The sequence below is a fragment of the Aquiluna sp. genome (assembly GCF_965064355.1).
In genome coordinates, this window is sequence record NZ_CBCHRQ010000082.1 from 1 (window position 1) to 4,766 (window position 4,766).

The following is a 4,766-nucleotide window of genomic DNA, read 5'->3' on the forward strand; positions in this document are numbered from 1 at the left end:
CAACAAGACCAAGGATTTCACCCGGGTAGATGTCGAAGGAAACTCCGCTAGCTGCGGTGAAGGCTGGAACACGGCCACGCTTTGGATAGGTGATCTCTACATCGCGAAGTGAGAGAACAGCCTCGGTCCTCTTTATCGGTAGCTCACGCACTGCGGTGGAGCCCAACTTTGGCACCGAAGCAAGTAGTGCCTGGGTGTATGGGTGCTGAGGGTTGTTGAAGATCTGGTCTGAGGTCCCCTGCTCAACGGTGTAGCCGTCCTTCATAACCAAGATGCGGTCTGCGAGGTCAGCAACTACTCCCATGTCGTGGGTGATAAGGACAACAGCTGAGTTCAGCTTGTCCTTCAGGTTACGCATTAGGTCCAAGATCTCAGCCTGCACGGTTACGTCCAAAGCGGTGGTTGGCTCATCTGCGATTAGTAGGCCTGGGTCACAGGAAAGTGACTGAGCAATCATGGCGCGCTGACGCTGACCACCGGAAAGCTGGTGAGGGTACTTGTCAAAGCTCTTCTCAGGGCTTGGAATCTCAACCAGCGCTAGCAGCTCAATCGCACGCTTCTTCGCTTCCTTATTTGACATTGAGAAGTGGTTCTTTAGCGCCTCAACGATCTGGAAACCAATGGTGTAGACCGGGTTTAGCGCGGTCATCGGCTCTTGGAAGATGTATGCAACTTCGCGACCACGGAACTTACGCACCTGGTTGATTGGAACGCCGACCATCTCGTTGCCACGAACCTTTACCGAACCGGTGACTCGAGCGTTAGATGCAAGAAGCGACATTAGGCCCATCTGTGACGAGCTCTTACCCGAGCCGGACTCACCTACGATGGCTAGCACCTCACCGGCTGCCACCTCGTAGTTCATGTCGATAGCGGCTGGATACCAGACGCCATCAACCCAAAACTCAACGTTATATCCAGCTACCTTTAGAACTGGCTCGTTACCCTGCGACATAGTTCGCCTCCTGACGTGAAAGAATCTGAGAATGAATAAGCGACCGACTTCCAGCTACATAATTGCTATAGCGAGCCTTGTATTGGCTTCTTTGGCCATGGTTCAGGCCATTTGGTACGATCAGCAAAACGGATTGAGAACAGGCGCAATAGTGCTGTTCCTGCTGGGACTGATTTGGGCGTACTACGTCTTCCCCAAGGTCGAAATCAAATCCGACTCGGTTGAAATCACAAATCCCCTGACCAAAAGCGAAGTTGGCTTTGGCGCTATCGAAGAAGTTGACACTCGATTCGCCCTGAAGCTTATTGGTGACGGCAAAGCGGTCTCCGCTTGGGCAGCACCAGCTCCCGGTCGCCACAGACATCGCCACACCTCTACCGATGACTTTAGATTCCTTGGCCTTAGAGAAGGAGAATCGGTTCGCCCAGGAGATCTCCCCAGCTCGGTTTCGGGATCCTTCGCCTACCAAATCAGAAAAGCCATCGAGGATGGAAACACCGGCGACTTGACCTGGAGCACCAAGCCCAACTGGCTTGGTATCGCCATTGTTGCCATTCCACTTGTGGTTTTGATTGCTGTGCATCTTTAGGACTTCTTCTTCAACGCACGTGCTTCACTGCGGTCCTTGCGGCTAATGCGACGCTTCTGACGTGGGTCAAAGGCATCACGAAGACCATCACCGATGAAGTTGATGCAAAGCGCGATTGTCACGATGAATAGACCTGGCCACCAGAACAACCACGGGTAAACCGTGAACGCGTCCTGGTTGGCAGAGATCAATGCACCAAGGGATGTATCAGGAGCTACCACACCGAAGCCTAGGTAGGACAACGCGGTCTCCAACAAGATTGCACCGGACATCAAAAGCGTCACCGAAACGATTACCACACCAATGGCGTTTGGCAGGATGTGCTTGAAGATGATGCGTAGGTTGGATGCACCAGCTACACGAGCGGCATCAACGAACTCACGCTCACGCAAGGTTAGGAATTCTCCACGAACCAAACGCGAGAGACCAGTCCATGAAACTAGACCCAAGAACAGCGCTAGGAAAAACACACCCAGGTTTCCGATCTGGATACCGATAACAGCACCGATGATCAGGGTTGGGATTGTGATGATTAGGTCAACAAATCGCATGATTAGCTGGTCAATCCACTTACCAAAGAATCCAGAGATGGCACCCATTACGGTTCCAAGGAATGCCGCTACCGCACCGATGATGAACATCACGGTGATGGACTGCTGAGCACCTCGGATAACCAGTGAGAAGTAGTCCTGACCGATGGAGTCCTGACCAAATGGGTGCAGACCAATTTGCATGCCGGTGCCATCGATGAACTCAGGCATCATGTCCAAAGTTGGCTCGCCCATAACGCCCTGAAGTGGTGGTAGGTCTGTGAAGTCCCACTGCCACCAACCCATAATGCGAATTGGATTGGCGGTGTTACCCAGTGCCAATCCGCCAGCGGTGAATACGAACAGGATGATGAACACCAATACGAACAGCGAGATCATCGCTGCGCGGTGTCTTACAAAGCGTCGAAGAACGATCTGACCCTGTGACAGGCCAGCGGTTTCCTTCTGCTCAAAAGAGTCCTCAGAACCCTTGGCTTCGTTGTCTAGATTCATGTCTTTTTCGCTCATCTACTTAGTCACTCGAATTCTTGGGTCTAGGGCCGAATAAACCAGGTCTGCAATCAAGTTGAAGACCAGCGCCGAGATGCTGGTAATAAGCACCACAGACATAACGAGGTTTAGGTCGAACTTGGCCAAACCGGTATTGAACAGCGTTCCCATACCGCGCCAGGCAAAGACCTGCTCGGTAATGATCGCGCCACCCAACAATCCAGAAAAGTCAAACGCCATGATTGTGGTTAGTGGAATCAAAGAGTTGCGGAATGCGTGACGCATGATCACGGTGCGCTCGGTCAGACCCTTCGCACGCGCGGTGCGAATGTAGTCCTGGTTCAAAACCTCCAATAGCGAAGCTCTTGAGTAGCGAACGTAACCGGCGACCGAGATCAACATCAAGGCAGCGGTAGGCAGCAGCAAGTGAGTGAAGGCATCGACACCGGTCATCCAGTAGTCACCTTCGATATCAGGGATCGAGTCACCAACGGTTGCAATCGGGCGACCAAAGATCCACTCATTGTTGTAGTAGTCGTCCCAGCTCTGCATAAAGCGGTCCAGCGTAATTAAGCCTGCGCTAAGGAAAGCCACGATCATTCCGGTGCGGCCAGCGGCTGCTCGGTCATCGCCACCGAATAGGTAGCCAACTAGGTAACCAACCGCAATAGTTCCAAGAGCCAGAAGCAACATCATCGAGCCATCAAATGCCTCGTTGAACATTGGCTGGAGCACAAAGTAGAACACTGGGGTAAGTGCTGCTAGGCCAAGAGAGATAAACAGCACGCGGCGGTTTGCGATACCTGTCGACAGGTGCGTAATACCAAAAGCGATACCTAATGCCATCACCGTGATTAGAAGCGGTCCGAGCGAAGGAGTAATTAGCCATCCGGTAGCAGAGATGTAGTACAAGGTGGCGAAGTTCAGCGCGAACGCTGCAGCAAGGGTGATCAAGAATCGCTTGCGGCCTCCACCTACTATGCCTGCAAAAATGAAGGCCCCAACAAATGCAAATCCGAGCATCCAGTTGGTTGAGATAACCGGGTCATAGAGGAAGTTGTTGAACTCAATTGCGGCGAACTGTTTTAGCAATACTGCAACCCAGAAGATTGGCAGAGAGAAGAACAAGAACGCGATGAAGGTAATGGAGTAGTCAAAGCGGCTGTACTGACGAAGTGCGCTGATGATACCGATTGAGATACCGATAACGATTGACAAAATGGTCGCGATTATTACCAGTCGGATAGAGATTGGTATCGCCAAACCGATGATGTCAAGTACTTCGCTGCCCTCCAGGGTCAATCCCATGGTTGGAGCAGCTCCACCAAGACCCAGGATGCCAATTAGCCAGTTGAAATAACGAACCGGAGGAGGAACGTTCAGCTGAAGGTCTTGGATTGCCTTCTCTAGCAAGAACGCAGCATTTGGTTCGGTCGAAAGACGAAGGTCTTCAAGCGGGTCACCAGAGATCGCCGTGAGGTTGTAGATCAAGAAGGTAGAGCCCAAAAGGACTAGCAATAGGGCGCCGACGCGCCTAAGGATGTATTGAATCAAGACCGCACTGTCCTTAACTTTCCATGAACTCTAAAAGTATAACCCCATTGGGCAAATGAAATGGCCCCGTGCAAGCACGGGGCCATTCGGTTAGATCAGCAACAGCTGATTAGTACTTCCACTCCCAGTAGTTCCAGACAACCTGAGGAGATAGAGCCGATGGCTTTACGTTCTTCAGGGTCTTGTTGGCAGCGATTAGCGATGCCCACTGGAACAGAGGTAGACCGACTGCATCCTTGAAGTATTCCTTCTCAAAGATCTGGTTTACCTTGAATGCGCCATCTGCCGAAAGGATCTCGTCGCTGTGACGGGCAAGAGCCTTGTCAACAGTTGGGTTGATCCAGTCGATGTAGTTCTGGGCGCGTGGTTCGCTTCCAGTGCTTCCGTAGATGTTACGCATTCCGGTGTAAACGGTCGAGGTCTGAGCCCAAGCGAAGAACTGAAGGTCAGACTTGTTGTTTCCAAGCTCCTGGCTCCATACCGCTGAAGGCTTGCTGGTTACTTCAATGCCAGCCTTCGCAGCCGCAGCAACGATTAGCGCAGCGGTGTTCTTGCGACGCTCGTTGGTTGGGCCACCCCAGTGAAGGGTTAGCTTCAATGGGTTGGTGGTTGAGTAGCCGTGCTTGGT

General features: G+C 52.1%; 4 protein-coding genes and 1 pseudogene. 1 reads left to right on the forward strand and 4 read right to left on the reverse strand.

Annotated elements, in window-relative coordinates:
- A partial coding sequence (locus AC128V_RS06560) for an ATP-binding cassette domain-containing protein (RefSeq protein WP_482763875.1) occupies positions 1 to 955 on the reverse strand: 955 nt, incomplete at its 3' end.
- Between the two features lie 31 nt (positions 956 to 986).
- On the opposite strand from AC128V_RS06560, the gene AC128V_RS06565 reads away from it, so the two are divergent.
- Entirely contained in the window at positions 987 to 1,544 is a 558-nt protein-coding gene (locus AC128V_RS06565) for a hypothetical protein (protein ID WP_482763876.1), read from the forward strand.
- On the opposite strand, the gene AC128V_RS06570 is transcribed toward AC128V_RS06565, so the two are convergent.
- From AC128V_RS06570 to AC128V_RS06580, 3 genes and pseudogenes are all read right to left on the reverse strand, one after another.
- Positions 1,541 to 2,602, reverse strand: a complete 1,062-nt coding sequence (locus tag AC128V_RS06570) for an ABC transporter permease (protein ID WP_482763877.1) — start codon at positions 2,600 to 2,602, stop codon at positions 1,541 to 1,543. The two genes, AC128V_RS06565 and AC128V_RS06570, sit on opposite strands and share 4 nt — an antisense overlap.
- A complete protein-coding gene (locus tag AC128V_RS06575) occupies positions 2,603 to 4,138 on the reverse strand; it encodes an ABC transporter permease (protein ID WP_482763878.1) in 1,536 nt (511 codons plus the stop codon).
- A 109-nt stretch (positions 4,139 to 4,247) separates the two neighbouring features.
- Positions 4,248 to 4,766 (reverse strand): annotated as a pseudogene (locus tag AC128V_RS06580) (hypothetical protein); the annotation flags it as partial.